Raw genomic sequence first — 389 nt, forward strand, 5'->3', positions numbered from 1 at the left:
AGGGATCAGGTGGTTCACTCTTGCTATGGTCGCCAGCACAACTGTTTATGGATACTTGCTTTGGTCTTATTGACTGCCGAAGCGTTTTCCAAATCTTTACAGACTGGGCTGATTGAATCTGATTGTGTTCATTTTATCTAGTGTTATAACTAAATCAAGTTGCTTTGTAGATTTATGAATCGATTGATGCTTTATATACAACTGCTTGGGTGTTGTATAGTCAAGCCTCACGAGCAATTAGTATTGGTCAGCTTCACATATCACTATGCTTCCACATCCAACCTATCAACGTCCTAGTCTCGAACGGCTCTTTAGAGGAATAAATTCCTAGGGAAATCTTATCTTGAGGTAGGCTTCCCGCTTAGATGCTTTCAGCGGTTATCCCTTCC

1 rRNA gene is annotated in these 389 nt (G+C 41.1%); it reads right to left on the reverse strand.

The features are described from left to right. Positions 1–216 precede the first annotated feature (216 nt). Positions 217–389 (reverse strand): 23S ribosomal RNA (locus tag J671_RS0105475); the annotation flags it as partial.

The sequence above is a fragment of the Acinetobacter sp. 1130196 genome, assembly GCF_000588095.1.
GTDB lineage: Bacteria > Pseudomonadota > Gammaproteobacteria > Pseudomonadales > Moraxellaceae > Acinetobacter > Acinetobacter nosocomialis.